This is a genomic window from Comamonas sp. 7D-2, from assembly GCF_022749555.1.
In the GTDB taxonomy this organism is placed as follows: domain Bacteria; phylum Pseudomonadota; class Gammaproteobacteria; order Burkholderiales; family Burkholderiaceae_C; genus Comamonas; species Comamonas thiooxydans.
In genome coordinates, this window is the sequence record NZ_CP094238.1 from 606260 (window position 1) to 632774 (window position 26515).

A 26515-nucleotide genomic window follows, 5' to 3' on the forward strand; every position below is an offset into this window, starting at 1 on the left:
CGCCTTCCCCCTCTCTGGCTTCGCCGGAGGGGGACGACAGCCTCGCTGGGGCAGTCCTCGCTGCGAGGCGGCTCTTGCTCGCTGTCCCTTGTTTGGTGTGCGCCAGTATTGGGGCTGTGTTGATTTATTTGATAGCTTCTTGCGCTTGTCGTATCTTGATTTCAGATGAATTTCTGTCTGAAATTAAGACAGGGTAAGCGCAGGCAGCTATAAAAAAACAGATTATCTTGCCTGCAGCGTATGGCTGCGGTTGATTTCAAAGGAAGCGACGCTATGCGCGCAGATGTTTTTTTGGTTGAAGCAGGTCATGCTGCCACCCGTTCCCAGGCCCAGCGCCTGATTGCCTCGGGTGTGGAATGGCGCCTGACGCCGCTGGCGCCATGGAAGAAAGTGGCCAAGAACGGCGATGACATTCCTGCCGGTGCCGAGCTGCAGCTGCTGGACGCCGCCGAGGCCAAATACATCTCGCGCGGCGGGCTCAAGCTCGAGGGCGCGCTGGCCGCGACCGGCCTCAGCGTCAAGGGCTTGCGCTGTCTGGACGTGGGGCAGAGCACGGGCGGCTTCACCGATTGCCTGCTGCAGGCCGGTGCGACCCAGGTCATCGGCCTCGACGTGGGCCACGGCCAGCTGCACGAGCGCCTGAAAAATGACGAACGCGTGGTCTGCGTCGAGGGCTTCAACGCCCGCGCGCTGACGCCCGAGCTGCTGGAGAAGGCTTGCGACGAGGCGCTGTGCGAAGTCATCGAGGAAGAAGAGGACAACGACACCCAGCCCATCGCTCCCTATGCCTGGATGCGCAACGGCGGTCAAGTCGATGAAGACTATGACGACAGCGACGATGCCAAGGAACAGGATGTCGAGAGCTTCAAGGCCGAGCGCGCCGCCAAGGCCAAGGCCCGGGCCGAAGGTCTGGCTCCGGTGGAGTTGCGCCGCAAGCCCGGCACCGAAAATATCGACATCAGCCCGGCTTTCGATTTCGTGACCGGCGATCTGTCCTTCATCTCGCTGACCCTGGTGCTGCCTGCCGTGGTACAGCTGCTCAAGCCCCATGGCCAGCTGCTGATGCTGGTCAAGCCCCAGTTCGAGCTGCAGCCCGGCCAGATCGGCAAGGGCGGCATCGTGCGCGACACGGCCTTGTACGCCGAGGTCGAAAAACGCATTCGCGACTGCCTCGGAGATCTGGGGCTGAGCGTCAAGCAGTGGCTGGACTCGTCCATTGAAGGCGGCGACGGCAATCACGAATTCTTTGTCTGGGCGCAGCAGGGCGCCGAAGTCAAGGCTCCGGCCCCCGCTGCTGCCGACGAGGCCGCTGCGGCCAGGCCGGCCGTCAAGGCAGCCGCCAAGCGCCCTTCGCGTGCCGATATCAAGGCCCAGCGCGCCAAGCAGGAGCTGTATGAAGACCCCGAGGTGGCCAGCTTCGGCCAACCCGGCCCGGCCCGCAGCAAGCAGAAAAAGCGCAACGAACGTTGAGCGTTGAGTAAAAAGCGTGGCGGGTGCCGAGCCTTCGACGCCCGCACATGATCCAGGATTCAGAGACATAGACCGCCATGAGCTTTCCCGTCAGCTTCGAGTTTTTCCCCACCAAGACGCCCGAGGGCGCTGCCAAGCATGTGGGCGTGCGCCAGGCCCTGTATGCGCGCAAGCCCGAGTTCTGCTCCGTGACCTATGGCGCGGGCGGCTCCACTCAGGCCGGCACCTTCACCATGGTGCGCGACATTCAGAACGAGGGTGTGGGCGCGGCCTCGCACTTCTCCTGCATCGGCGCCACGCATGAAAAAGTGCGCGCCGAGCTGAACGAACTCAAGGCCATGGGCGTCAAGCGCATCGTCGCCTTGCGCGGCGACCTGCCCAGCGGCTACGGCCTGGGCGGCGAGTTCCAGTACGCCAGCGATCTGGTGGCTTTCGTGCGCCAGGAGTTCGGCGACTGGTTTCACATCGAAGTGGCCGCCTATCCCGAAACTCACCCCCAAGCAAAGTCCCCTCGCAGCGATCTGGACGCATTTGTTGCTAAAGTGCGCGCTGGTGCAGATTCCGCCATCACGCAATACTTCTACAATGCCGACGCATACATGCGCTTTGTCGATGAGGTGAGGGCCCTGGGGCTCGACGTGCCGGTCGTGCCAGGAATCATGCCTATTACCAGCTCTACGCAGCTGATGCGCTTCTCGGATGCATGTGGTGCCGAGATTCCGCGCTGGATTCGTCTGCGTCTGCAGGCGTTCGGAGATGACACCGCTTCCATTCGTGCGTTCGGTCTGGATGTCGTGACTCATCTATGCGAGCAGTTGCGCAGCCAGGGTGCTCCCGGGCTGCACTTCTATACGATGAACCAGAGCGTCGCCACTCTGGAGATCTGCGACCGTCTGGGCCTGTAAGCCAAAAGCTTGCCGGCCGCGAGGCGGCCGGTCTTGGGCGGCTCTCACTTGAGCTTTCAAGGAGATTGCGCCCGTGCAACCGAAATTTTGGCGCTTGCGTTGTTGTCAGTGGATAGGTCTTGCCGTCGTCACCGCGACCATGGCCGGCTGTGCTCCGCTGCAGGAAAAGTCCGAGGAACAGCCCCCCGTCGTTCAGAGCCAGCCCCGAAAAAAGGGCGCGCAGCCCACGGTCTCCGGCCCCCTGCTGCCCGACGCCTATGCGCGCAGCAACTATCGCGACAAAGGCCTGGGCGTCAAGGCCAACAAGCCTGCGGATGCCGACAAGGCAGACCTGCCCGAAGACAGCAGCAAGTACGAGCTGAGCCCTCCGCGAGAAAGCGACCAGGAGGGGCTGGCCTCCTGGTATGGCGGGCAGTTCCACGGCCGCAAGACGGCCAGCGGCGAGCGCTTTGACAGCATGGACATGACGGCAGCGCACAAGACCCTGCCTTTCGGAACGCGCGTTTGCGTGCGCAGCTCCGTGACCGGCAAGAGCGTGGTGGTGCGTATCAATGACCGCGGCCCCTTCGCGCCAGGTCGCATCATCGACCTGAGCAAGGCCGCGGCCCAGGAGCTGGGCATGCTGGGCCTGGGCATCAAGCCCGTGGAGCTGTGGCAGCTGGACGCCGATGAGGACGAGTGCCCGGCCACGCTCAATGCTTCGGGCAAGAAGCGCCATCCTAGTGTGGCGCAGGGCGCTGCCGCCTCCAAGGCGCGCGCGGCGTCCGCGAATCAGCCCGCGCGCAAGGTCTCCCAGACCGCCAAGCGCAAGCGCTGAACCATTGTTGCTGTTGAAGGGGTGCAGCCGGTGAAGCTGGCGCGCCCGGACTGCAGAGGGCCGGCAAGGGCCGGCCTACAGCCGCGTAGTTAGCCGCCAGACTCCAGCGTAAAGCCTGCATTGCTGTCTTGACCCAGCAGCTTGACCAGCTGCGGCATGGCGGGCTTGAGCTGATCCTTGAGATTGAATGGCGGGTTGATCAGAAACATGCCGCTGGCGGGCAGGCCGCCGCGTTCGGAGGTCTTGTTGCTCTTGACCGTGAGCGTTGCATGCAACCAGCTCTTGCCGGCCTTGGTTGCCATGGTCTTGAGCCGCTTGGGCAGATCGTGGGCTTCGGGGCGCGGGATGATGGGGTACCAGACGGCGTAAGTGCCTGTGGGAAAGCGCTTGAGACCGTCCGCCGCCATGTCCAGCACGCGGCCGTAGTCGGTCTTCAATTCGTAGCTTGGATCGCAGAGCAGCAAGGCGCGGCGCGATGGCGGAGGCAGGAATTTCTTCACGCCTTCGAAACCATCCTCGTGCAGGATGGCGACCTGGCGCCTGACTTCCAGCTGGGCCATGTTGCCGGTCAGAGAGCGCATGTCCGTGGGGTGCAGTTCAAAGGCCTTGAGACGGTCATGACCGCGCAGCAGCGCCTGGGTGATGAAGGGCGAGCCGGGATAGTTGCGGATGGCATTGCCCTGGTTGAAGCGACGCACCATCTGAAGATAGTCCTGCAGCACCGGGGCCAGCTCGGCCTCCTTGGCGGCAGCCAGGCGCAGCACGCCTTCCTCGGCCTCGCCGCTCTTGCTGGCGTAGTCGCCGTCCAGGCGGTACAGGCCGGCGCCGCCGTGGGTGTCGAGCACCGTCAGCGCAGCCTCTTTTTGCGTGAGGTATTGCACGGTGGCAATCAGAACGGTGTGCTTGAGCACATCGGCGTGATTGCCTGCATGGAAGGCGTGGCGGTAACTGAACATAGAAATGGATGGTAACCAGCAGGGCAAGAGGGGAACAGCACTTTTTACCCTGTGGTCTTTAAAGGCTGTCGGCGCCTGGATGCAGAGGGAGAAACAGGCACTAGGGGCTGTTTCACAACAGGCTGCTGCACGAAAACACGCAGATTCTGGCGTTTTTGTATAATGGCGGGCTTCGCAGCGATTTTATGGTTCCCGCGGCGAAGGCTTGGGCCAAGTTTAAATTGGTCCGAGTAACCCCGCCTAAGAGGCTTCCTTTAAAAGACCTGTCTTTTTCAAGAAGAAGCACCGACCGCGGAAAAGGGACCGCCAAACCTTCTTGAAAGAGAAAACTCATGTCTACATTCAGCGCAAAGCCCGCTGAGGTGCAACACGAGTGGTTTGTGATTGACGCCACCGATAAGGTGCTCGGACGTGTCGCCAGCGAAGTGGCACTCCGTCTGCGCGGCAAGCACAAGGCCATTTACACACCTCACGTTGACACCGGTGACTACATCGTCATCATCAACGCCTCCAAGCTCAAGGTCACTGGTACCAAGAACCTGGACAAGGTGTACTACCGTCACTCCGGTTTCCCCGGCGGCATCACTGCCACCAACTTCCGCGACCTGCAAGCCAAGTTCCCTGGCCGTGCTCTCGAGAAGGCCGTCAAGGGCATGCTGCCCAAGGGTCCTCTGGGCTACGCCATGATCAAGAAGCTGAAGGTTTACGGCGGTGCTGAGCACCCCCATACCGCACAGCAGCCTAAGGCTCTGGAAATCTAAGGAGACCTAGATGATTGGTGATTGGAACAATGGCACAGGCCGTCGCAAGTCCAGCGTCGCTCGCGTGTTTCTGAAGAAGGGCTCCGGCAAGATTACTGTGAATGGCAAGGACATTCAGCAGTACTTCGGTCGCGAAACCTCCATCATGATCGCAAAGCAACCCCTGGTTCTGACTGAGAACCTGGAGACTTTCGACATTCAAGTGAACGTCCATGGCGGCGGCGAATCCGGTCAAGCCGGTGCAACCCGTCACGGCATCACCCGTGCCCTGATCGACTATGACGCAGCTCTGAAGCCTGCACTGAGCCAAGCTGGCTTCGTGACTCGCGACGCTCGTGAAGTCGAACGTAAGAAGGTCGGTCTGCACTCCGCACGCCGCGCCAAGCAGTTCTCGAAGCGTTAATCCGTTTCCCCTGCAGGAAAGACTCTGCGGAGTCTTTTCAAGAAAAGCCGCCTCGAATGCAAATTCCTGGCGGTTTTTTCATGGGCGGTCGCAGCCTTGTCCAGCGCTTGCGCAAAGCCCCCACTTGCACTGGCGACAAAGAGATACGGCCGGTATTCCCGAGCCCCTTGCTGTACCATTTCAGGCAATCAAGAAACTACGGAGTAATGCCATGAGCGCCGTTGCTGAAACCACGACCACCGAAATGCCTTCCCCCATCGTCTTCACCGACAGCGCTGCTGCCAAGGTGGCCGACCTGATTGCCGAAGAAGGCAATCCCGATCTGAAGCTGCGCGTTTTTGTGCAAGGTGGTGGCTGCTCCGGTTTTCAGTACGGTTTCACCTTCGACGAGATCACCAATGACGACGACACCACCATGACCAAGAACGGTGTCTCGCTGCTGATCGACTCCATGAGCTATCAATACCTGGTGGGTGCCGAGATCGACTACAAGGAAGACCTGCAAGGCGCTCAGTTCGTGATCAAGAACCCCAATGCCTCGACCACCTGCGGCTGCGGCTCCAGCTTCTCGGTCTGAGTGAAATGATTGTCCGCGCGCCGGCCGCTTTGGTCTGGCGCTCGCATATTGCTTAAGCCGCTGCTTGTCAGCGGCTTTTTTGTTGCCTTGCCGACTCGTTCCGGAGCTGCCCATGGGTGAGATGCCCACCGCGCACCATAGTGCCCCCCATAAAGAAAGACTGCTTTGGCTGGTGGCCATAGGCTTTTTCATGCAGTCGCTGGACGCGACCATTCTCAACACGGCGTTGCCGGCCATGGCGACCGAGCTGGGCGAGAGCCCGATGAAGATGCAGTCCGTCATCGTGGCCTATGCGCTGACCACGGCCATGCTGATCCCGGCCACGGGCTGGGTGGCCGACCGCTTTGGCACGCGGCGTGTCTACGGCTGGGCGATAGGCCTGTTTGTGCTGGGCTCGGTGCTGTGCGCACTCTCGCCCAGCCTGCCGTTTCTGATCGCGGCACGCGTGGTGCAGGGCGTGGGCGGGGCCATGATGCTGCCGGTGGGGCGGCTGGCCGTGCTGCGTACCTATCCGCGCGGCGAGTTCATTCGTGCCATGAGCTTCATCGCCATTCCGGGCCAGGTCGGGCCGTTGCTGGGGCCTACCCTGGGCGGCTGGATGGTGGAGTACGCCAGCTGGCACTGGATCTTCTGGATCAATGTGCCCGTGGGACTGATAGGGCTGTGGGCGACCTGGCGCTGGTTTCCGCGCAGTGCACCCGTGCCCGTGCACCGCTTTGACGGCAAGGGCTATGCCATGCTGGCCTTCGGCATGGTGGCCATTTCCATCGCGCTGGACGGCCTGTCCGGCATGGGGCTGGGCATGGCGCTGGTGGTGGTGCTCATGGTGTTCGGCCTGGCCAGTTTGGCCAGCTACTGGATGCATGCGCTGCGCGTGGATGAGCCGCTGTTTGCGCCGGGCCTGTTCAAGGTGCGCTCGCTGCGCGTGGGCCTGCTGGGCAATCTGTTCACCCGCTTCGGCAGCGGCGCCGCTCCGTTTCTGATTCCGCTGATGCTGCAGGTCGGCCTCAAGATGTCGCCCATGAACGCGGGCCTGATGATGCTGGCCACCGTCACCGGCAGCATGCTGGTCAAGCGCATTGCCGTGCGCACGGTGCAGCGCTTTGGCTACAAGCGCGTGCTGCAGGTCAATTCGGTGATGCTGGCGGTGATGCTGGCCTCCTTCGGGCTGGTGGTGCCTGGAACGCCGGTCTGGCTGCTGCTGGTGCAGCTGTTCATCTTCGGCGGCTTCAACTCCATGCAGTTCTCGGCCATGAATTCGGTCACGCTCAAGGACATGGAGGGCGAGTCTGCGAGCAGCGGCAACAGCCTGCTGTCCATGGTGCAGATGCTGGCCATGAGCATGGGCGTGGCACTGGCCGGAGCCCTGCTGACGGGCTTCAGCGATATGTGGCCGACGCACAGCGACGAGCGCATGCAGGCCATTCGCGCCACCTTTGTGACGGTGGCATTGATGACGCTGGCGGCGACGCTGGTGTTCAGCCAGCTCGATGCCGACGAGCCGGTGCGCCCGGCTCCGGATGGTGGCGATGCCTGAAAATTTGATAGCTTATAGCGCTTGTCAATAAGAGATTTCAGATTGTTTTCAATTTGAAATCGTTTATTGGAGGGTGCTAATAGCTATTGATAGAGGAGCTCTACTCGGCTCTCGCTTCCTGGGATTTACCCGTAGGCTGCCGGGTTTTGTACGGGTTCACCCTTGATTTTGGTCACGGATATATGACGCGCTACATAGCCCCTATGAGCGCGTCTGTATGAGAAGCTGCCCATGCAGGCGTAGCCTTCGATCTTGACGAATGCTGCGTTTGGAATGCATCTTGCATGCAGGCATTCAATCTCACCCTGTCCCACGATCATGAGCACCAGTCAGAACTCTCAACCGATACGCTTCTTCCACCGCGGCGAGGTGGTGGAAGTGCAAGGCCCGCACCCCACACGCTCCGTGCTCCAATGGCTGCGCGAGGATGCCCATTGCACCGGCACCAAGGAAGGCTGCAACGAAGGCGACTGCGGGGCCTGCACGGTAGTCATCGGCGAGCTGGCCGAAGCCGGCGATACCGAGGCCGTCAACGGCCTGCGCCTGCAGACCGTCAATGCCTGCATTCAGTTTCTGCCCAGCCTGCATGGCAAGGCCTTGTTCACGGTGGAAGACCTCAAGAGCCAGTGCGCGGGCAAGTCTGCCTGCGCCGGCAAGCCCGCAGGCCCGCAAAGCCTGCATCCGGTACAGCAGGCCATGGTGGAGTGCCATGGTTCGCAATGCGGCTTCTGCACGCCCGGCATCGTGATGACGCTGTGGTCGGCCTATGAGCATCACCAGCAGCAGGGCAGCGAGCCCACGCGCCAGCAACTGGCCGACGAACTCTCGGGCAATCTGTGCCGCTGCACGGGCTACCGCCCGATTCTCGATGCCGGTCAGCGCATGTTCGATCTGCCTGCCGTGCGTCTGGATACGGCGCCCGTGGTGGCTGCACTGCAAGGCCTGCAGGCTGGCAATGCAGGGCTGAACTATGCGGCGCCCCAGGGCCTGCGCACCGACTTCTTCCACGCTCCACGCACGCTGGCAGAGCTGGCCAGCCTGTGCGAGACCAAGCCCAAGGCCCGCATCGTGGCCGGCTCCACCGATGTGGGGCTCTGGGTCAACAAGCAGTTCCGCGACCTGGGCGACATGATTTACGTCGGCGACGTGGCCGAGATGAAGCGCATCGAAGTGCGGCCCGATGCCGAAGGCGGCGAGCTGTATATCGGCGCCGGGGCTTCGCTGGAATCGGCATGGAGCGCGCTGGTGCAGCGCTGGCCCAGCCTGACCGATGTCTGGCTGCGCTTTGCCTCCACGCCCATCCGCCATGCAGGAACCATGGGTGGCAATGTGGCCAATGGTTCGCCTATCGGCGATTCGCCGCCGGTGCTGATGGCGCTGGATGCGCAGATCGAGCTGCGCAAGGGCGAGCGCGTGCGCCGCATGCCCCTGACGGATTTCTATCTGGACTATATGAAGAACCAGCTGGAGCCTGGCGAGTTCGTGCAGGCCCTGGCGGTGCCGCTGGCGGCCATGCAGCGCCAGGTGCGCGGCTACAAGATCAGCAAGCGCTTCGACTGCGATATCTCGGCCCTGTGCGCCGGCTTTGCCATCGAGCTCGATGGCGAGATCGTGCAATCCATCAGGCTGGCATTCGGCGGCATGGCTGCCACGGTCAAAAGAGCGGCGGCAGCCGAAGCGGCCCTGCTGGGCAAGCCCTGGAGCCTTGAAAACGTGAAGGCCGCACAGGCCGCGCTGGCCCAGGATTTCAAGCCCATGAGCGATATGCGCGCCAGCGCCGATTACCGCCTCAAGGTGGCGCAGAACCTGATCCAGCGTCTGTGGCTGGAAACGCGCGCCGATCAGCCGCAGGGCACTGATGCGACCAGTGTCTGGAGCGTGATGCCCCACGTCGTTCCCGCCGCCGTGGAGCAAGGAGTCTGAAATGAACAACCCCCTTGAATTGACGAATGAACTGGTGGCGGAAGCCTTTGCCGATTACCGCAAGAATCAGGCTTATCGCATTGACGAAGTGACCGAAGCCAAGGCCCATGATCAGGGCGCACGCGTGGGCGTCAGCCGCAAGCACGAGTCCGCACATCTGCATGTGGCCGGCGAGGCCGCCTATATCGACGACCTGCCCGAGCTGGAAGGCACGCTGCATTGTGCGCTGGGCCTCTCTCCCGTGGCCCACGGCCGTTTGACGGCGCTGGCGCTGGAGGCCGTGCGGGCCATGCCCGAAGTGGTGGACGTGATCACGGCAGCCGACATCCCCGGTGTCAACGACTGCGGCTCCATCATTCATGACGACCCGATTCTGTGCGACGGCGAAATCCGCTACGTAGGCCAGCCCCTGTTCGCCGTGATTGCCCGCTCGCGCGATGCGGCAAGACGTGCAGCCGCCCTGGCCAAGGCAGCGGCCACCATCAGCGAGCTGCCGCCCGTGCTGACACCGCGCAAGGCCCATGAGCTGGGGCAGTATGTGATGCCGCCCATGCACCTGGAGCGCAGTACACGGGAAGGCGGCGCGCGCGCCGCCATGGATGCCGCGCCGCACCGCCTCAAGGGTTCCTTCGATGTGGGCGGGCAGGAGCAGTTCTATCTGGAAGGGCAGATCAGCTATGCCACGCCCAAGGAAGACGGGGCCGTGCATATTCATTGCTCCACTCAGCATCCCAGCGAGATGCAGCATCTGGTGGCACATGCTCTGGGCGTGGCTTCGCACAGCGTGCATGTGGAATGCCGACGCATGGGTGGCGGCTTCGGCGGCAAGGAATCGCAGTCGGCGCTGTTCGCCTGCGTGGCGGCCGTGGCGGCAACCAGGCTGCAGAAACCGGTCAAGCTGCGTCTGGACCGCGACGACGACTTCATGATTACCGGTCGCCGTCACTGCTTCTGGTATGAGTACGAAGTGGGCTATGACGATGAAGGCCGCGTGCTGGGAGCCGAGATCTCCATGGTCTCGCGCGCCGGTCACTCTGCCGATCTGTCGGCGCCCGTGATGACGCGTGCGCTGTGCCATTTCGACAATACCTACTGGCTGCCCGATGTGCTCATGCATGGCTATATGGGCAAGACCAATACCCAGAGCAATACGGCTTTCCGTGGCTTTGGCGGACCTCAGGGCGCGATTGCCATCGAGAACATTCTGGATACGGTGGCGCGCAGCCTGGGGCGCGATCCGCTCGATGTGCGGCGCGTCAACTTCTACGGCAAGGGCGAGCGAAACATCACGCCCTATGAACAGGTCGTGACCGATAACGTGATTCACGAGCTGGTGGCCGAGCTGGAGGAGTCCAGCGACTACCGTGCGCGCCGTGCGGCCGTGAATGCCTTCAACGCCGGCAGTGCCGTGCTCAAGCGCGGCCTGGCGCTGACACCGCTGAAGTTCGGCATCTCCTTCAATGTGGCCCACTTCAACCAGGCCGGCGCACTGGTCCATATCTATACCGATGGCTCGATTCTCGTGAACCATGGCGGCACCGAAATGGGCCAGGGCCTGAACACCAAGGTGGCGCAGGTGGTGGCGCATGAGCTGGGCGTGGCATTCGAGAATGTGCGCGTGACGGCCACCGATACCAGCAAGGTGGCCAACACCTCGGCCACGGCGGCTTCGACGGGAGCCGACCTCAACGGTAAGGCCGCACAGGATGCCGCACGCCAGCTGCGCGAGCGTCTGGCCGAATGCGCCGCGCGCCTGCATGGCGGCGATGCCCATGACGTGCGCTTTGCCAACAATGCGGTGCAGGTCAATGGCCAGAATGTGCCGTTTGCCGAGCTGGTGCGCGCAGCCTATCTGCAGCGTGTGCAGCTGTGGTCGGATGGCTTCTATGCCACGCCCGGCCTGCACTGGGACGGCAAGCGCATGAAGGGTCACCCCTTCTTCTACTTTGCCTATGGCGCGGCCGTCAGCGAAGTGGTCATCGATACCTTGACGGGCGAATGGAAGCTGCTGCGCGCCGATGTGCTGCATGACGTGGGCCGCTCGCTGAACCCGGCCGTCGATGTGGGCCAGGTGGAGGGGGCCTTCATTCAGGGCATGGGCTGGCTGACCACAGAAGAGTTGGTCTGGCATCCGCAAACCGGAAAGCTCACGACCCACGCGCCCAGCACCTACAAGATTCCTACGGCCAATGACTGCCCGCCGGTCTTCAATGTGCGCCTGTTCGAGGGCGATAACTATGAAGACTCCATCCACCGCAGCAAGGCCGTGGGCGAGCCCCCGCTGCTGCTGCCGTTCTCGGTGTTCTTCGCGATTCGCGATGCGGTGTCGGCCGCCGGCGAGCACCGCATGAACCCTCCTCTGCAGGCGCCTGCCACGTCAGAGGCCATCCTGCGAGCAGTGGAAGCCGTTCAAGGGCACACTGGCTAGTTTTTCCTCACAGGTGTTGTCGCCTTGCGGGGCGGCAGCCATTCTGAGTCATGGCTGTTTGCCGCGGGGCAAGGCCATGTGCTGCGCCGTCCATTTGGCGGCGCAGGACCGGGCGCGTTCCTCGCGTTGCGCCTCGCATGCAAAACAACACGGAGACTATGCAATGAACTGGACAGAGCGGATATTCAAACTCAGGGAGCACAACACCAATGTGCGCACGGAACTGGTCGCAGGGCTGACGACCTTTCTTTCAATGGCCTACATCATGTTCGTCAACCCCTCCATTCTGGGGGATGCGGGCATGCCCAAGGGCTCGGTCTTTGTCGCCACCTGCCTGATCGCAGCGCTGGGCTCGACCATCATGGCGCTGTATGCCAACTACCCGATTGCGCTGGCGCCGGGCATGGGGCTGAACGCCTATTTCGCCTACGTGGTGGTGCTCAAGATGGGCTATACGTGGGAGGCTGCCCTGGGGGCGGTGTTCGTCTCGGGATGTCTGTTCCTGATCTGCACCATGCTGGGCCTGCGTGAGCTCATCATCAAGGGCATACCGCAGTCCATACGCGTTTCCATCACCGTGGGTCTGGGTCTTTTCCTGGCGCTGATCGCGCTCAAGACCGCCGGTGTGGTCGCTGCCGACCAGAACACCTATGTGACGCTGGGCGATCTGCACAAGCCCGAGGTCATCATGGCGCTGCTGGGCTTTTTGCTGATCGTGGTGCTGGACCGTCTCAAGGTGCCGGGCGCCTTGCTGATCGGCATCCTGGCCGTGACGGTGGCCTCGTTCTTCTTCGGCGGCAATACCTTCCACGGCATCTTCTCGGCACCTCCCTCCATCGAGCCCACCTTCATGAAGCTCGATATCAAGACGGCGCTGACCACGGGCTTCCTCAACGTGGTGCTGGTGTTCTTCCTGGTGGAACTGTTTGATGCCACCGGCACGCTGATGGGCGTGGCGCGTCGCGCCGGCCTGCTGGTGCCTGAGCGCATGGGGCGTTTCAACCGCTCGCTGCTGGCCGATTCGGGCGCGATCTTTGTGGGCTCCATCCTGGGTACTTCCAGCACCACCGCCTATGTGGAGAGCGCTGCCGGTGTGCAGGCTGGCGGCCGTACCGGTCTGACGGCTCTCACGGTTGCCATGCTCTTCCTGGCCTGCCTGTTCATCGCGCCGCTGGCCGGTGTGGTGCCCGGCTATGCCACTGCGCCTGCGCTGCTGTTCGTGGCCTGCCTGATGCTGCGTGACCTGACGGAAGTGCAGTGGGATGAAACCACCGAAGCCATACCGGCAGTCGTCACCGCGCTGATGATGCCTTTCACCTACTCCATCGCCAACGGTCTGGCCTTCGGCTTCATCACCTATGCCGTACTCAAGCTGTGCACGGGCAAGGTCAAGGAGGTGCACTGGATCATGTGGGTGATTGCGGCCCTGTTCCTGTTCAAGTTCATCTACGTCGGCGGTCACTGAGCGCCTATACACCGATCAAGCCTGGCAGTAATCTGTGCCGGGCCGTGGCAGTCGGAGGAGAGGCCGGCTGACATGGCTCGCTGGAGCCCGCCAGGCATGAAATCACAGATGCAACAAGCAGTCCGGCTTCTGGTGGGGTCGGGCTGTTTTGCATTGTGAGTGGCAAGACATTTGCAAGCATGTCATCCGAGCATGTGTTGACAGCTAGACACCCAGGCCCCAGGTGGCCGGCCATTTCCCCAAGCTTCAACAACATTGATTTCATGAGCATATTGCTGAATCAAAGCTTGTTGCGCGCTTTGCGGGTGGCGGAATTCAACTCGTGCCGTCTTAAGTGCTTGGCAGCACAGTGAAATTCATGCGAGGCCGGTGAGCTGACTCCGGCGCTCGGATGAGTTGGTTGTTTCCAAATTTGAAATCAATATTTTTGAATCGATCGACTGCTCCCTAGCATCCGTCTCATTGCATACATGGGAGATGGAAGTGGACAAGCGTCGATTCCTGCTGGCAGGGCCTTCATTGCTGGCAGTGACTGCCATGGGCACCGCCGGTGTTGCACGTGCTGCGGCAGATGCCAGGACCAGGCTGGTTGTCGCTGATCAGAGCGAGCTGATTCGTCATCTGCTGGATGCCAGCGGTGAGCGCAAGAAGACCGGCTTTCAGTTGGAGCTGCCAAATTTTGCCGGCGGTCCGGCCATTTTCGAGGCCATCCGCGCCGGGGCACTGGACATGGCTTATGTGGGAGATACGCCTCCCATACAGGCGCGGGCCGCAGGCGTGAACCTGCCCATCATCGCGACCTTCACCCGAGCCAGGGCGGAATATCGTTTGCTCCAGCATGCCGGTGCCGGGGTGGAGCGCCTGAGCGATCTGCGCGGCAAGCGCGTGAGCTATGTGGAAGGCTCGGGGCGCCAGGTGTTCCTCATCGAGGCGCTGAACCGGGCGGGCCTGACGCTCAAGGATGTCACGCTGGTGCATCTGCGCGTGGCCGAGCTCAACGATGCCTTGCGCGCCCGTGCCGTCGATGTCGCCACCATTTCCGAGCCGCATGTCACGCGACTGTCCAGGCAGGTTGGAGCGCGCGTGGTGCCCGATCCACTGGAGCGGCAACTGCTGCCGTCCACCTCCTATATCTATGCCCGCCCGGATGTGCTGGCCGATCCGCAGAAGGCAGAAGCCATCCGCGAATTCCTGGCCTCCTTCGTGCGTGCGGGGCGCTGGAGCAATACCCATCGCAAGGAATGGGGGCAGCATTACCTGCGCAACTTCCAGCGCCTTGATGCCGAGAGCGCGGCGGCCATCCAGGCGGCGCAGGCTCCGCTGGAGTTCCAGACGGCGGCACAGGCCCAGTCCCATCATCAGAAACTCATCGACATCCTGCACAGCGCAGGCAGTCTGCCCCAGCGTCTGGATGCCAGGGATTCCTTTGTGGCGAGCTATGACGGCGTGATCGTCGCCAATCGCTGAGGAGTGGCCGTGATGACACCGACTCCTCTGGAAGCGCGCTTGGCCGGCTGGCAGTCTCAGACTGGATCGCCGCTCGCCGCGCCAGACCGCAAAGCCCCGGCGCTGGTACCGGCCCGCCTGTCGCCGGGCATGCTGCTGGCCGGGCCCGTCCTGCTGCTGCTGTTGTGGGAGGCTGCATCGCGCCTGGGTTATCTCTCGCCGGAGACGCTGACCGCACCGTCGCAGGCTCTGCGTACCGGCTACGAAATGGTGCTCGATGGCAGCCTGCTGCCGCATCTGCTGGCTTCGGCCGGGCGCGCCTACACGGGACTGTTTCTGGGCATTGTGGTGGGAGTGTTGCTGGCGCTGGTCGCCGGACTGAGCCGCAGCGGCGAGGCCCTCATCGATGGCCTGGTGCAAATCAAGCGGGCCGTTCCCACGCTGGCGCTGATCCCGCTGGCCATCATCTGGCTGGGCATAGGCGAGGCGATGAAGGTCTTTCTCATCTTTACCGCAGTGCTGATTCCCATCTACATCAACACCCATGCAGCGGTGCGCAGCATCGACATCGGTCATGTGGAGCTGGCTCAGACGCTGGGACTGTCGCGTGCCGAATTCATTCGCAAGGTGGCGCTGCCGGGTGCCTTGCCGGGCTTTTTTGTCGGCCTGCGCATGGCGGTCTCGCTGTGCTGGACGGCGCTGGTGGTGCTGGAGCTGATCAACACACAGACCGGCATCGGTTACTTGATGAACCGCGCGCGCGACTGGGGGCAGACCGATGTGATCGTGGTGGGCATCCTGATCTACGCGCTGCTGGGTCTGCTGTCGGACGCCGCAGTGCGGCGCCTGGAGGCACATGTGCTGTCCTACCGGAGGTCGCTGGGATCATGAGCCATCCATCATTGACCGGTTCCGTGCAACTGCACGGCTTCAGTCGCAGCTTTCAAGGCAAGCAGGTGCTCGATGACATCCATCTCGATATCGCACCCGGGCAGTTCGTGGCACTGCTGGGGGAGTCGGGCTCGGGCAAGACCACGCTGCTGCGTGCCCTGGCCAACCTCGATGCCGAGGCCCGGAGTTCGGGGACGGCGGTTGCACATGGCAATGTGTCCGTGCTGTTCCAGGACTCGCGTCTGCTGCCCTGGCTCACGGTGCTGGACAACCTGACGCTGGGTCTGAGCGCGCAGGCTGCCCGGCCTGCCGCAGTTCAGTTGCTGCGCGAGGTGGGGCTGGCAGAGAAGGCAGCAGCCTGGCCTGCCAGCTTGTCGGGCGGGCAAAAGCAAAGGGCGGCGCTGGCTCGTTCCTTGCTGCGCGAGCCTCATGTGTTGCTGGCCGACGAGCCTTTTGGGGCCCTGGATGCCCTGACCCGCCTGCGCATGCAGGGCCTGCTGCGGCGCATGGTGGAGCGCATACGCCCGACGGTGATCCTGGTGACCCACGATGTGGACGAATCCCTGCTGCTGGCAGACCGGATTCTGGTGCTCAGGGACGGAAGGATCGCCGAAGACCATGCGCTGGATCTGGCCCATCCGCGGCGACCCGATCACCCCGCTTTCATGCAACTGCGCGCGACCTTGCTGCGCAGTCTGGGAGTGGAAGCCGAATTTGCCTGAAAGAAGCTGTGCCATGACACGACAACTACACCTGAACCTGTTTCTGATGACGCGAGGCCACCACGAAGGTGCCTGGCGTCACCCCGGCGCCAACCCCAAGGCCCTGACCGATCTGCAGCTCTATGTGGATGCGGCCCGCATTGCCGAGGCCGCGAAGTTCGACGCCGTGTTTCTGGCAGACGGGCTGGTCGGGCCCGACAATGGGCAGATGGCCTCTTCAGGCCAGCTCGAGCCGCTGCTGCTGCTGGCTGCTCTGGCGCAGCATACCGAGCGCATCGGGCTGATCGGAACGGCTTCCACCACCTACAGCCTGCCCTATACGCTGGCGCGCCAGTTCGCCACGCTGGACCATCTCTCCAAGGGGCGGGCAGGCTGGAATATCGTGACCTCCTGGCTGCCCCGGGCCGGCGAAAACTACGGACTGCAGCAGAACGTCGAGCATGCCGAGCGCTACCGCATCGCCGAGGAATTCGTGGCCGCAGTGGATGCGCTGTGGCGCAGCTTTCCGAGCGGGGCTGTGGTGGACGATGCCGAATCGGGCCAGTTCCTGGACATAGGCCAGGTGCGCCCCGTCAACTATGCGGGCACGCATATCCGTACGCGTGGACCGCTGAATGTGCCGGGCAGTCCCCAGGGGCGTCCGGTGCTGGTGCAGGCCGGGCAGTCCGACACTGGTCGCGCCTTTGCCGCGCAATGGGCCGAGGCCATTTTCACGGCGCATGGCAGCAAGGAGTCGGCGCAAGGCTTCTATGCCGATATCAAGGGACAGGCGAAGGCTCTGGGGCGCAGTGCCGAGGGCATCGTGATTCTGCCGGGCATCAGTGCCGCGATCGGATCCACGGAGTACGAAGCCCGTCAGGTGTGGGAGGAGCTCGACAGCCTGACCAGCATCGACGTGGGGCTGGGGCGCCTGTCGGCCCGCTTTGGCGGCCATGATTTCAGCGGCCTGCCGCTGGACCGACGGCTCACGCGCGACGACTTTCCGGACCCCGCGCTGGTGGAAGCTTCCAGGAGCCGCGCCATAGGCTATGTGGAGACCACGCTGCGCGATGGACTCACGCTGCGTCAGCTGCTCAAGCGGCTGGCTGGCGCGCGCGGGCATCTGGCGATTGCCGGCACGCCCGAGCAGGTGGCGGACACGATTGAAGACTGGTTCCGCACGGGCGCTGCCGACGGCTTCAATGTGATGCCACCGGTCATCACCCAGCAGCTGGAGCTGTTTGCCAGTGAGGTCGTGCCGATTTTGCGCAAGCGCGGGCTGTTTCGCAGCGACTACCAGAGCAGCACGCTGCGCGGTCACTTCGGCTTGCCCGATCTGCCTGTGGTGCAGCACAAGGCGCAGGCGGATGCAGCAGTAGCGGCCTGAGCCTGCAGCGGGCCGGCGGCCGCGCTTTCAAGCGGGGTGGATGGCGCCCAGAATGCGCGGGCCGCTGGCGCCTGTCACACTGGCCAGATTGCCGGGCAGGCCCAGCAGGCATTGACGTGCCAGCCAGGCAAAGGCGGCTGCTTCCACTTCGAGCGGGGGCAGGCCGCGCTCTGCCGTGGAGGCCACCTTCACGCCCGGCAGCAGGGCGGCAAGACGCTGCATCAGATAGGTGTTCAGTGCGCCGCCGCCGCAGACAAGCAGTTCGGTGCCGCCCCTGCCGAAACGCTGGACAGCATGGGCGCAGCTGGCAGCCGTGAATTCGGTCAGGGTCGCCTGTACATCGATTGCGGCGGCCTGGGCCGCATGCTGCTGCAGATGCCGCTCCAGCCACTCGGCGTGAAACAGATCGCGCCCCGTGCTCTTGGGCGGCTGCTGGGCCAGATAGGGATCGCCCAGCATGGCGGCCAGCAGCTCGGGCAGGACCTTGCCGCTGGCGGCCCACCGGCCGCTCTCGTCATAGCTCCTGCCGGTATGGCGCAGGCACCAGCCGTCCATGAGCGCATTGCCGGTGCCGGTATCGAAGCCGAGCACCGAGCCGTCGGCACCCAGCACGCTGAGATTGGCAATGCCGCCGATATTGAGTACCAGCGCGGTTTCAGCGGGCCTGCCGAACACGCTTTGGTGAAAGGCCGGCACCAGCGGTGCCCCCTGGCCGCCTGCCGCCACATCACGGCTGCGCAGGTCGGCGACTACGGTGATGCCGGTCAGCTCGGCCAGCAGGGCGGGGCTGTTGAGCTGCAGCGTATAGCCCGTGCCATCGAACATCTGCGGACGGTGGCGCACGGTCTGGCCATGGGCGCCTATGGCCGCGATCTGCCCGGCCCGGACACCGGCTGCAGTCAGTAGTTGCTGCACCACCTGTGCATAGTGGCGCACCAGTGCATTGGCGGCCAGGGCGGCGCGATGCAGCTCGTCCTGACCGCCAGTGGTGTTGAGGGCCAGCAGCTCGGCGCGCAATGCCGCATCGAAGCCGCAGCTGGCATGTTGCAGCACTCGCATGCCCTGGCTGAAGTCCACGAGAACCCCGTCGACGCCGTCCAGCGATGTACCGGACATCAGGCCGATATAGAGGTTGCTTTGAGCGGCTTGTTCAATGGCATTGGGCATGGCAGATCAGAGGGTTGGCGTGCGGTTCACTATCTTAGCTGTAGCGTTTGCGGCTTTCCTGGCGGTCGCTGCAAACGATCCTGATGCGGAAATGAAAAAGGGCTGCAATTTGCAGCCCTCAGGTTGTGTCGCAGCGATGGATCAGCGCGTACTGGCCAAGGCGAACGACTGCGTGCCGGCGTTGAGTTCGATGCGCATCTGCGCTGCCTGCTGCTCAAAGGCCGGGCGTGCGGCCTTGGAGATGGGCTGGGCGGCATCGGTGATCTGGGCAATAGTCAGCGGGTCGCGCTGCTCGCCCTTCTCGCGGAATTCGAAGTGCAGATGAGGGCCGGTGGCCCAGCCCGTGGAGCCCACGGCGCCGATGATGTCGCCCTGGTCCACGCGCTGACCGTGCTTGACGTCGATGCGGCTCAGGTGGGCGTAGACGGTGGTGTGCTGGTTGGCGTGATCGACGAAGATCACATTGCCGTAACCGTTTTGCACGCCGGCAAAGGACACGACGCCGTCGCCCACGGTACGCACCTTGGTGCCCGTGGGGGCCGCGAAGTCGGTGCCCAGGTGAGCGCGCCAGGTTTTATGAATGGGGTGGACGCGCATGGAAAAACCGCTGCTGATGCGCGAGAACTCCACGGGATAGTTCAGATAGGCCTGGCGCAGGCTCTTGCCGTCCAGCGTGTAGTAGGCGCCCTTCTTGCCTGCTTCCTGGAACCACATGGCCTGGTGCGACTTGCCATTGTTGTAGAACTCGGTGCTCAGCACGCGGCCGGCGCGCAGTGGCTCGCCATCGGCTTCCAGCGATTCATAGACCACGGCAAAGCGGTCGCCCTTGCGCAGGCCGCGGCGGAAGTCCAGCTCGCCCTGGAAGATGTCGGCCATCTGCATGGAGATGCTGTCGGGAATGTCGGAGGCATCCGTGGCGGCAAAGAAGGAGGAGCGAATCACGCCGCCGGCCAGACGCGGGCTGGCCGTGAGTTTGCCGGTCTCGATCTTGGATTGCAGCTTGCCATCCACGCGCTCCACAGTCAGGCGCTGAAAGCTGCCGTCTTCGCTGGGAGCCCAGCGCACGGTCAGCTGGCTCAGTTGCTGGTCGGGCGTGGTCTCTGCTGACACCAGGCGGCCGGCGCGGCCCAGCACGTTCTGGCGCACGGCTTCGTTGCTGCGCATGAAGGCTGCGGCCTGCGGGTCGGCAATGCCAAGGCGCTGCAGCAGCGACTCGGTGGTGTCGTTGCTGCGGGTGTATTCGGAGCGATAGAGGGAGAAGGACTGCAGATCCGTCAGATCGGCCAGATCCTGGCCGGCGGCCAGGGAGGTGACGGGTTCGGTCAGTGTACGTACGGGAAGGTCGGCGGGGTCGGGACCCAGGCTGGCCACTGCGAAGGCGCCGCTGCCACCGGTCAGCAAAACAGTCGCCAGCGCCGCCGTGGCGCGCTTGGGGTGTTTTTGCAGAGCCGATGTCAGCCGCGCAAGCAGAGCACCGCCGGCATTTTTCAAGCCAGTCATCAAAACATCAAATCCTTGGGAAAGCGTGTCGGTGGAGTTGGTATTTGTTACGACTGACACGTCTCCAGTAGCTCTACCGTGCCATAAGTCCATCCAAAGAGGTCTTTATGAGGGAGCAGTCTAGAATTGACCGTAACACCAAACCTCCAAGTATATCGGCCGCGTCCTACTTCGCCTGCCGAAAAACCCTTATGAATCAATCTGCTGTTACAAGTTTTCCCGTGACCGACAGAGTGAACCAGGCGCTGGAAGTCACTCTGCGTGGAGTCGATGAGCTGCTGCCCAAGGACGAGTGGGTCCAGAAACTGGCCAGGTCCGAAGCCACCGGCGTGCCCCTGCGCATCAAGCTGGGTCTGGACCCGACAGCCCCCGACATCCACCTGGGCCATACTGTGGTGCTCAACAAGATGCGCCAGCTGCAGGATTTGGGCCATCAGGTGATCTTCCTGATCGGCGACTTCACGACGCTGATCGGCGACCCTTCGGGCCGCAACTCCACACGCCCGCCGCTGACGGCCGAGCAGATCAAGGTCAATGCCGAGACCTATTACACCCAGGCCGCCAAGGTGCTGGACCCGGCCAGGACCGAGGTGCGCTACAACAGCGAGTGGTGCGACCAGCTGGGCGCGCGCGGCATGATCCAGCTGTCGGCCAAGTACACGGTGGCGCGCATGATGGAGCGCAACGACTTCCATACGCGTTTCACCGACGGCAGCTCCATCAGCCTGCACGAGTTTCTCTACCCGCTGCTGCAGGGCTATGACTCGGTGGCGCTCAAGTCCGACCTGGAGCTGGGCGGCACCGATCAGAAGTTCAATCTGATGATGGGCAGGCATCTGCAGGCCGAGTACGGTCAAGATCAGCAGTGCGTGCTCACAATGCCGCTGCTGGTCGGCCTGGACGGCGTGCACAAGATGTCCAAGTCCAAGAACAACTACATCGGCATCACCGAGGACGCCAACACCATGTTCGCCAAGGTGCTGTCGATCTCGGACGAGCTGATGTGGGACTGGTACACCCTGCTGTCCTTCAAGAGCCTGGCCGAGATTGCAGCGCTCAAGGCCGAGATCGAGGCCGGAGGCAACCCCAAGCATGCCAAGGTGGCGCTGGCCAAGGAGATCACCGCGCGCTTCCACAGCGCCGAAGCCGCCGATGCGGCCGAGCAGGATTTCATCAACCGCTCCAAGGGCGGCATTCCCGATGACATCCCTGAAATCAGCCTGTCCGGCGCTCCGCTGGGCATTGGTGCGCTGGTCAAACAGGCCAATCTGGCTGCATCGACCGGCGAAGCCAACCGCCTGATCGATGGCGGCGGCGTGCGCGTCGACGGCAACGTCATCAGCGACCGTGCACTGAAGCTGGACGCCGGCACCTTTGTGCTGCAGGTGGGCAAGCGCAAGTTTGCGCGTGTCACGCTGAGCTGAGCGCCCTGGGGCGCTTCGCCCCGTTCGCCTCTTTGCGCCACAGGGCAAGGCCTTTGCCGCTGTGGTGCGGCCTAAAGAGGTGAACGTAAAAATGAGAGCTGTTTACGCTTGATACATCTTCGTTTCAAATCACTTTGTATTTGAAATCGATGCAGGTCATGCGTGAATAGCTCTTTTTTTATTGACTGGGCTCGCTCGCGCCCTGCATGGCGTCGCGCGTCTGGCGGGCTTGTTCCATCAGCCACTGACAGAAGGCCTGCACTTCGGGCCGCTCGCTGCTGCGCGGGCCTTGCAGCAGCCAGTACGACAGCGGCGAGGCCAGGCGACGCTCGGGCAATACCTCGATCAAGGTGCCGGCCGCCAGTGCATCGGCTACCAGCGGCAGGCGCGCGATGGCCAGACCCTGGCCCGCCAGCGCGGCCTGCACGATCTGGTGGGCGTAGTTGAAGTACAGCCAGCGCGGCGGCTGCAGCTGGTCGCAGCCGTTGGCGGCAAACCAGCGCTGCCAGCTCAGCCACTCCAGCTGGGGCATGCGGTGCACGTCGCCGGTTTCAATCAAGGTGTAGCGGGCCGCATCGGCGGGGCTGTGCACGGCGGGGCCGCTCCTGAGCAGGGCTGGGCTTGCGACCAGCACCAGTTCTTCGCCAAACAGGGCCTTTGCCGCGGCATCGGAGACGCCGGCGCTGTAGCGTATGGCCAGGTCCACATCGGTGGTCTCCAGATCCACCACGGCGTCGCCCGTGTCTATGCGAATGTCGATATCGGGATAGGCGCGCTGGAAAGCCTCCAGGCGCGGAATCAGCCACATGGCGGCAAAGCTGGCCCAGGTGGTGATGGCCACGCTCTTGCGGCCCACGGTCTGGCGGATCTGGCGCACGGTGGCGTCGATCGACTCCAATGCAGGCTGCACGGCATGCAGCAGCTGGGCGCCGGCACCCGTCAATTCCACGGCGCGCGAATGGCGCAGAAACAGCGGGATGCCCACCTCGTCTTCCAGCGACTGGATCTGGCGGCTGACGGCAGACTGGGTCAGTGCCAGCTCGTCCGCCGCGGCACGAAAGTTCAGGTGTCGGGCCACGGCCAGAAAGGCGCGCAGATGGCCGGCACCGATGGCGCGGGTGCGAAGCAGCGGAGTGGGGCTGGTGGTGGCATGAGGCATGGCAGGGCAAGCATAAGGTGTTTGCGGCGACTGTTGCCTGCGCTTGCAGTTGCCGACCGCGGCTATGGGTCGATAATCAGGCGGTTTTCATCCCACAAATCAATATGACTGCACCTCTGGACATCGTCGTCATGGCTGCCGGCAAAGGCACCCGCATGAAAAGCCGCCATCCCAAGGTGCTGCAAAAGCTGGCCGGTCGCGCCCTGTTGCAGCATGTGCTGGATACTGCTGCGCAGCTCAAGGCGCGCTCGGCCGTGGTGGTGACGGGCCATGGCGCAGCGGAAGTGGAAGCTGCCATCGCCGCTGCCAATGGCGTGGATCGCGCGGATGGCACCCATGGTGCAATGGACCTGAAGTTTGTGCGCCAGGAGCCCCAGCTGGGAACCGGCCATGCCGTGCAGCAGGCCGTGCCTGCGCTCAAGGAAGATGGTCTGGTCGTGGTGCTGTCGGGTGATGTGCCGCTGACCCGGGCCGACACGCTGCAAGGTCTGCTCGATGCCGCAGGCAGCGACAAGATGGCGCTGCTCACCGTGACCATGCCCGATCCCACGGGCTATGGCCGCATCGTGCGAAACGATGCAGGCACGGTGCAGCGCATCGTCGAGCAGAAAGATGCCAGCGAGGCCGAGCGCGCCATCACCGAGATCTACAGCGGCATCATGGCCGTGCCAGCCAGGCATCTGACGGCCTGGCTTGCCAAGCTCGACAACAACAATGCCCAGGGCGAGTACTACCTGACCGATATCGTCGCCATGGCCGTGGCCGACGGCGTGCCCGTGGTGGGCCACCGCATTGCCGATGTCCTGCAGGTGGCGGGCGTCAACAGCCCGCTGCAACTGGCAGAGCTGGAGCGCGCTCACCAGTTGCGCCAGGCGCGCGAGTTGATGGAGCAGGGCGTGCGCATGGCCGATCCTGCGCGCTTCGACCTGCGTGACGATGCGCGCGGCACCAAGGCCAGCCTGAGCTGCGGCCAGGATGTGGAAATCGACGTGAACTGCATCTTTGCCGGCAAGGTGACGATTGGCGCCGGCGCCAGGATCGGGGCCAACTGCCATCTCAGCAATGTGAGCATTGCCGAAGATGCCGTGATCCACCCCTTCACGCACATCGATGGCGAGAAGGCCGGCGTGGAAGTGGGCCAGGGCGCGCTGGTCGGCCCGTTTGCCCGCTTGCGCCCCGGCGCCAGGCTGGGCCGCGAAGTGCATATCGGCAACTTCGTGGAAGTGAAGAACTCCGTCCTGGCCGACGGTGCCAAGGCCAATCACCTGGCCTATCTGGGCGACGCCACGGTGGGCGAGCGCGTGAACTATGGTGCAGGCAGCATCACTGCCAACTATGACGGCGTGAACAAGCACCGTACCGTGATCGAGGCCGATGTGCATATCGGCAGCAACTGCGTGCTGGTGGCTCCGGTGACGATTGCCGCTGGCGGCACCGTGGGCGGTGGCTCCACCGTGACCAAGAATACGGAGGCTGGTGCCTTGACGGTAGGACGTGGCAGGCAGGTCAGCATCAGCAACTGGAAGCGCCCTGAAAAGCTGCCAAAAGCCTGATGGAACAAGCGCAGCAAGCTTTGGAGAGCATGGCGCCTCGGTCCCTGGACGAAGCGCTGGCGCTGCTGGCCAGGCGCGAGGCCGAACTGTCCGCCTTGCGCACGGCCCAGCAGGAATGGATGCATGCCGTCTCGCATGATTTGCGGGCGCCGCTGCGCCATCTGCTGGCTTTCAATCCGCTGGTTGCCGAGCTGCTGCAGTCCGCCAGTCCCGGTGCCGAAGACCTGGAGGAAGCACGCAGCTTCCTCCAGACCATGGACCAGTCCGCCCAGCGCATGGCGGCCATGTTCGACGGCTTGCTGAAGCTGAATCGGGCCCAGAGCCATGTGCTGAAGCCGCAGCCCGTGGACTTGCTGGCCTTGCTGGGAAGTCTGAGTCAGCGTCTGCAGGCAGGCGCGCAAGGCCGACGCATAGAGTGGTGTCTGCCTGCCGCAGCCCCCATGCTGCAGGCGGATCCGCATCTGCTGGAGCAGGCTTTGGATGCAGCTCTCGCCAATGCCGTCAAGTTCACGCGGGCCGTGCCGCTGGCGCGCATCCAGGTCGAAGTGCAGCGTGATGGGCAGGGGGGCTGCTTCATCACCGTGGCCGACAACGGCGCCGGCTTCGAGCAGGCGCGGTCAGGCAAGCTGTTTGGCGCCTTTCAGCGCATGCATCGCGAGGCCGAGTTCGAGGGCCTAGGCATCGGCTTGGCGCTGGTGCGCGATATCTGCCGCCGCCATGGCGGCGAGGCGGAAATCCAGGCCCAGCTCAATGCAGGATGCCAGTTGCAGATGCATTGGCCCACCTGCCTGCCCTGAGTGCTCAGACCACGTTGCGGTCCAGGCTTTCCTGCTCGGCACTCGCCGGGCTGATTCGCGTGGATTCCGGTCGCATGGGCATGGTCGATGGACTGTGCTGTCGCTCGGGTTGCTGCGTGGCATCCATCACCTGGTCGCGCCCGCCGCTCTTGGCGCTGTAAAGCGCACTGTCGGCCGCTTTTATCCATTCGGACACCGAGCCAAAACCTTCATCGGCTGCAGCAACGCCGATACTCGCACTGATGTGCAGCTGTGGATATTCGCGAATGCGTATCTGAGCAATTTTTTCGCAAATACGCATGGCGACCGAATATGCCTCCTTGGCCGTGGTGTGCTTGCAAAGCACGGTGAATTCATCACCGCCGTAGCGCCCAGCAATATCGTTGCTGCGCAGGCTGTTTCTAATCGCCAGCCCGATCATTTTCAAAACATCGTCGCCCACAATATGGCCGTACAGATCATTCACGCTTTTGAAACGGTCAATGTCAATCACCAGCAGGCAGGTCTGCTCCTTGACGGTGCGGTGCTGATGCAGCGCGGCACGGGCTTTTTTCCACCAGTAATCGCGGCTGTATACCGTGGTCAGAGGATCAATGCGTCCCAGTAACTTGAGCTGCAGGTTCTGCCTGGCCAGAGTCTTGAGCATTCGACTGTTGGACCAGCTTGCATAGGCGCTGTGCAGGATGATCAGCGGCAGCAGGCTGAGCTGTACCGCCAGTGGCGCGCCCCATTGCGGGGTGGGCGTTATGGCGATGCTCATGAAAAGCATGCCGCACAGCAGCGCGATCAGGGAGGGCAGCCAGCGGCGCTTCAAACCGGTATAGAAGCGGTCCGCCACGCCGATGGCCAGAATGCAGATGCTGGGCAGAAGGCTCCAGTGCATCAGAGAAATCCAGCAGCCGACGATCAGCGCATCTATCAGAGAATTGAAATACTCCGCATGGAACTGATCCTGTTGCCGGCTTGAATGCAAAAAAGCAATATGCGGCCATACCAGCGCACTGACCGTCGTGAATGCCCACCAGGCGAGATTGGTCGGGAGATATGACAGGCTCGCAGCCACCACCGCTCCGCCCAGTGCCATATAAGAGGCGCGCAGAGGGTAGGTCCGGCGGTGAATATCTCGATGCAAGGGCATCTGGTGGAGTTGGCTTAAGTCAAGGTTGCGAGAATAATCTAATTAATACAATTTGTATCAAATATTGAGGGGCTTGCGCGGCATCCGCACCACACATGGCGGTTCAAAAA

General features: G+C 63.1%; 22 protein-coding genes. 17 read left to right on the forward strand and 5 right to left on the reverse strand.

All coding sequences use genetic code 11. The features are described from left to right. The first annotated feature begins 273 nt into the window (after positions 1 to 273). From MPZ60_RS02765 to MPZ60_RS02775, 3 genes are all read left to right on the forward strand, one after another. Complete coding sequence (locus MPZ60_RS02765) at positions 274 to 1470, forward strand: TlyA family RNA methyltransferase (RefSeq protein ID WP_034357192.1); 1197 nt, start codon at positions 274 to 276, stop codon at positions 1468 to 1470. Positions 1471 to 1547: 77 nt separating this feature from the next. Further along, positions 1548 to 2375: a methylenetetrahydrofolate reductase [NAD(P)H] gene (gene metF, locus MPZ60_RS02770; RefSeq protein WP_003061724.1), complete on the forward strand. Its 828-nt coding sequence runs from the start codon at positions 1548 to 1550 to the stop codon at positions 2373 to 2375. Between the two features lie 139 nt (positions 2376 to 2514). Continuing rightward, the gene (locus MPZ60_RS02775; protein WP_052057633.1) at positions 2515 to 3192 is read left to right on the forward strand and encodes a septal ring lytic transglycosylase RlpA family protein; all 678 of its coding nucleotides are present in this window, start codon (positions 2515 to 2517) and stop codon (positions 3190 to 3192) included. 89 nt (positions 3193 to 3281) lie between these two features. Here MPZ60_RS02775 and MPZ60_RS02780 read toward each other — a convergent pair whose 3' ends face one another. After that, positions 3282 to 4148, reverse strand: coding sequence for a 23S rRNA (adenine(2030)-N(6))-methyltransferase RlmJ (locus MPZ60_RS02780; RefSeq protein WP_012836927.1), 867 nt, complete (start codon positions 4146 to 4148; stop codon positions 3282 to 3284). A 332-nt stretch (positions 4149 to 4480) separates the two neighbouring features. On the opposite strand from MPZ60_RS02780, the gene rplM reads away from it, so the two are divergent. From rplM to MPZ60_RS02835, 11 genes are all read left to right on the forward strand, one after another. Next, entirely contained in the window at positions 4481 to 4909 is a 429-nt protein-coding gene (gene rplM, locus MPZ60_RS02785) for a 50S ribosomal protein L13 (protein ID WP_003059004.1), read from the forward strand. Between the two features lie 10 nt (positions 4910 to 4919). Next, positions 4920 to 5312 carry a 30S ribosomal protein S9 gene (gene rpsI / locus MPZ60_RS02790; RefSeq protein WP_003059002.1) on the forward strand — a complete coding sequence of 131 codons (393 nt, stop codon included), beginning with the start codon at positions 4920 to 4922 and terminating at the stop codon, positions 5310 to 5312. Between the two features lie 211 nt (positions 5313 to 5523). Beyond that, the gene (erpA, locus tag MPZ60_RS02795; protein ID WP_003059000.1) at positions 5524 to 5889 is read left to right on the forward strand and encodes an iron-sulfur cluster insertion protein ErpA; all 366 of its coding nucleotides are present in this window, start codon (positions 5524 to 5526) and stop codon (positions 5887 to 5889) included. Between the two features lie 64 nt (positions 5890 to 5953). Continuing rightward, positions 5954 to 7426: a multidrug transporter subunit MdtD gene (mdtD, locus tag MPZ60_RS02800; protein ID WP_122974800.1), complete on the forward strand. Its 1473-nt coding sequence runs from the start codon at positions 5954 to 5956 to the stop codon at positions 7424 to 7426. A 318-nt stretch (positions 7427 to 7744) separates the two neighbouring features. After that, complete coding sequence (gene xdhA / locus MPZ60_RS02805) at positions 7745 to 9349, forward strand: xanthine dehydrogenase small subunit (RefSeq protein ID WP_034357200.1); 1605 nt, start codon at positions 7745 to 7747, stop codon at positions 9347 to 9349. Position 9350: 1 nt separating this feature from the next. After that, positions 9351 to 11777, forward strand: coding sequence for a xanthine dehydrogenase molybdopterin binding subunit (xdhB, locus tag MPZ60_RS02810; protein WP_034357203.1), 2427 nt, complete (start codon positions 9351 to 9353; stop codon positions 11775 to 11777). Between the two features lie 163 nt (positions 11778 to 11940). After that, on the forward strand, positions 11941 to 13242 hold the full coding sequence (locus MPZ60_RS02815) for an NCS2 family permease (protein ID WP_003061737.1): 1302 nt from the start codon (positions 11941 to 11943) through the stop codon (positions 13240 to 13242). A 477-nt stretch (positions 13243 to 13719) separates the two neighbouring features. Then, positions 13720 to 14709: an ABC transporter substrate-binding protein gene (locus tag MPZ60_RS02820; protein ID WP_034357205.1), complete on the forward strand. Its 990-nt coding sequence runs from the start codon at positions 13720 to 13722 to the stop codon at positions 14707 to 14709. A gap of 12 nt (positions 14710 to 14721) precedes the next feature. After that, on the forward strand, positions 14722 to 15579 hold the full coding sequence (locus MPZ60_RS02825) for an ABC transporter permease (protein ID WP_034357208.1): 858 nt from the start codon (positions 14722 to 14724) through the stop codon (positions 15577 to 15579). Continuing rightward, a complete protein-coding gene (locus tag MPZ60_RS02830) occupies positions 15576 to 16301 on the forward strand; it encodes an ABC transporter ATP-binding protein (protein WP_034357211.1) in 726 nt (241 codons plus the stop codon). Before MPZ60_RS02825 ends, MPZ60_RS02830 begins: the two co-directional genes overlap by 4 nt. 13 nt (positions 16302 to 16314) lie before the next feature. Beyond that, positions 16315 to 17667: an LLM class flavin-dependent oxidoreductase gene (locus MPZ60_RS02835; protein ID WP_034357212.1), complete on the forward strand. Its 1353-nt coding sequence runs from the start codon at positions 16315 to 16317 to the stop codon at positions 17665 to 17667. 27 nt (positions 17668 to 17694) lie between these two features. Here MPZ60_RS02835 and MPZ60_RS02840 read toward each other — a convergent pair whose 3' ends face one another. Beyond that, positions 17695 to 18834, reverse strand: coding sequence for an anhydro-N-acetylmuramic acid kinase (locus tag MPZ60_RS02840; RefSeq protein ID WP_052057634.1), 1140 nt, complete (start codon positions 18832 to 18834; stop codon positions 17695 to 17697). Positions 18835 to 18975: 141 nt separating this feature from the next. Next, positions 18976 to 20334: a M23 family metallopeptidase gene (locus MPZ60_RS02845; protein WP_034357214.1), complete on the reverse strand. Its 1359-nt coding sequence runs from the start codon at positions 20332 to 20334 to the stop codon at positions 18976 to 18978. A 191-nt stretch (positions 20335 to 20525) separates the two neighbouring features. Here MPZ60_RS02845 and tyrS point away from each other — a divergent pair, with 191 nt between their 5' ends. Beyond that, complete coding sequence (gene tyrS, locus MPZ60_RS02850) at positions 20526 to 21758, forward strand: tyrosine--tRNA ligase (RefSeq protein WP_012836937.1); 1233 nt, start codon at positions 20526 to 20528, stop codon at positions 21756 to 21758. 178 nt (positions 21759 to 21936) lie between these two features. On the opposite strand, the gene MPZ60_RS02855 is transcribed toward tyrS, so the two are convergent. Continuing rightward, complete coding sequence (locus MPZ60_RS02855; protein WP_034357217.1) at positions 21937 to 22917, reverse strand: LysR substrate-binding domain-containing protein; 981 nt, start codon at positions 22915 to 22917, stop codon at positions 21937 to 21939. Between the two features lie 104 nt (positions 22918 to 23021). Here MPZ60_RS02855 and glmU point away from each other — a divergent pair, with 104 nt between their 5' ends. Beyond that, complete coding sequence (gene glmU / locus MPZ60_RS02860; protein WP_034357218.1) at positions 23022 to 24470, forward strand: bifunctional UDP-N-acetylglucosamine diphosphorylase/glucosamine-1-phosphate N-acetyltransferase GlmU; 1449 nt, start codon at positions 23022 to 23024, stop codon at positions 24468 to 24470. After that, positions 24470 to 25267 carry an ATP-binding protein gene (locus MPZ60_RS02865; RefSeq protein ID WP_034357221.1) on the forward strand — a complete coding sequence of 266 codons (798 nt, stop codon included), beginning with the start codon at positions 24470 to 24472 and terminating at the stop codon, positions 25265 to 25267. Before glmU ends, MPZ60_RS02865 begins: the two co-directional genes overlap by 1 nt. Positions 25268 to 25271: 4 nt before the next feature. Here the strand turns inward: MPZ60_RS02865 and MPZ60_RS02870 are convergent, their stop codons facing one another. Next, complete coding sequence (locus tag MPZ60_RS02870; RefSeq protein ID WP_034357223.1) at positions 25272 to 26405, reverse strand: diguanylate cyclase AdrA; 1134 nt, start codon at positions 26403 to 26405, stop codon at positions 25272 to 25274. Between the last annotated feature and the right edge of the window lie 110 nt (positions 26406 to 26515).

Excerpts from the sequence above, each read along its gene's own strand:
- MPZ60_RS02765 (WP_034357192.1), top strand. The coding sequence starts at position 274 with ATGCGCGCAGATGTTTTTTTGGTTGAAGCAGGTCATGCTGCCACCCGT.
- metF (WP_003061724.1), top strand. The coding sequence starts at position 1,548 with ATGAGCTTTCCCGTCAGCTTCGAGTTTTTCCCCACCAAGACGCCCGAG.
- MPZ60_RS02775 (WP_052057633.1), top strand. The coding sequence starts at position 2,515 with ATGGCCGGCTGTGCTCCGCTGCAGGAAAAGTCCGAGGAACAGCCCCCC.
- MPZ60_RS02780 (WP_012836927.1), bottom strand. The coding sequence starts at position 4,148 with ATGTTCAGTTACCGCCACGCCTTCCATGCAGGCAATCACGCCGATGTG.
- rplM (WP_003059004.1), top strand. The coding sequence starts at position 4,481 with ATGTCTACATTCAGCGCAAAGCCCGCTGAGGTGCAACACGAGTGGTTT.
- rpsI (WP_003059002.1), top strand. The coding sequence starts at position 4,920 with ATGATTGGTGATTGGAACAATGGCACAGGCCGTCGCAAGTCCAGCGTC.
- erpA (WP_003059000.1), top strand. The coding sequence starts at position 5,524 with ATGAGCGCCGTTGCTGAAACCACGACCACCGAAATGCCTTCCCCCATC.
- xdhA (WP_034357200.1), top strand. The coding sequence starts at position 7,745 with ATGAGCACCAGTCAGAACTCTCAACCGATACGCTTCTTCCACCGCGGC.
- xdhB (WP_034357203.1), top strand. The coding sequence starts at position 9,351 with ATGAACAACCCCCTTGAATTGACGAATGAACTGGTGGCGGAAGCCTTT.
- MPZ60_RS02815 (WP_003061737.1), top strand. The coding sequence starts at position 11,941 with ATGAACTGGACAGAGCGGATATTCAAACTCAGGGAGCACAACACCAAT.
- MPZ60_RS02820 (WP_034357205.1), top strand. The coding sequence starts at position 13,720 with ATGGAAGTGGACAAGCGTCGATTCCTGCTGGCAGGGCCTTCATTGCTG.
- MPZ60_RS02825 (WP_034357208.1), top strand. The coding sequence starts at position 14,722 with ATGACACCGACTCCTCTGGAAGCGCGCTTGGCCGGCTGGCAGTCTCAG.
- MPZ60_RS02830 (WP_034357211.1), top strand. The coding sequence starts at position 15,576 with ATGAGCCATCCATCATTGACCGGTTCCGTGCAACTGCACGGCTTCAGT.
- MPZ60_RS02835 (WP_034357212.1), top strand. The coding sequence starts at position 16,315 with ATGACACGACAACTACACCTGAACCTGTTTCTGATGACGCGAGGCCAC.
- MPZ60_RS02840 (WP_052057634.1), bottom strand. The coding sequence starts at position 18,834 with ATGCCCAATGCCATTGAACAAGCCGCTCAAAGCAACCTCTATATCGGC.
- MPZ60_RS02845 (WP_034357214.1), bottom strand. The coding sequence starts at position 20,334 with ATGACTGGCTTGAAAAATGCCGGCGGTGCTCTGCTTGCGCGGCTGACA.
- tyrS (WP_012836937.1), top strand. The coding sequence starts at position 20,526 with ATGAATCAATCTGCTGTTACAAGTTTTCCCGTGACCGACAGAGTGAAC.
- MPZ60_RS02855 (WP_034357217.1), bottom strand. The coding sequence starts at position 22,917 with ATGCCTCATGCCACCACCAGCCCCACTCCGCTGCTTCGCACCCGCGCC.
- glmU (WP_034357218.1), top strand. The coding sequence starts at position 23,022 with ATGACTGCACCTCTGGACATCGTCGTCATGGCTGCCGGCAAAGGCACC.
- MPZ60_RS02865 (WP_034357221.1), top strand. The coding sequence starts at position 24,470 with ATGGAACAAGCGCAGCAAGCTTTGGAGAGCATGGCGCCTCGGTCCCTG.
- MPZ60_RS02870 (WP_034357223.1), bottom strand. The coding sequence starts at position 26,405 with ATGCCCTTGCATCGAGATATTCACCGCCGGACCTACCCTCTGCGCGCC.